A 265-nucleotide genomic window follows, 5' to 3' on the forward strand; every position below is an offset into this window, starting at 1 on the left:
CCTGCGCGATGGTCCAGGCGCCCGCGCGATGCATTTCCAGCATCCCGGCCGCGCCGTCGTTACCCATCCCGGCCAGAATCACACCCACCGCATTTCGTCCTGCGTGCACCGCCACCGAACGGAACAGCACATCCACCGATGGCTTGTGCCGGTTCACTGGCGGACCGTCATTCAGTTTCACCACATAGTTGGCCCCGCTACGGCCCAGCTCCATGTGCATGGCGCCCGGCGCGATATAGGCGTGGCCGGGCAGAATACGCTCGCC

General features: G+C 65.7%; 1 protein-coding gene. It reads right to left on the bottom strand.

Translation table 11 applies throughout. The features are described 5' to 3' along the window. A partial coding sequence (locus KVT28_RS25300) for a chemotaxis protein CheB (protein WP_305801806.1) occupies positions 1-265 on the bottom strand: 265 nt, incomplete at both ends.

Source organism: Pantoea sp. GbtcB22 (assembly GCF_019091025.1).
GTDB lineage: Bacteria > Pseudomonadota > Gammaproteobacteria > Enterobacterales > Enterobacteriaceae > Pantoea > Pantoea leporis.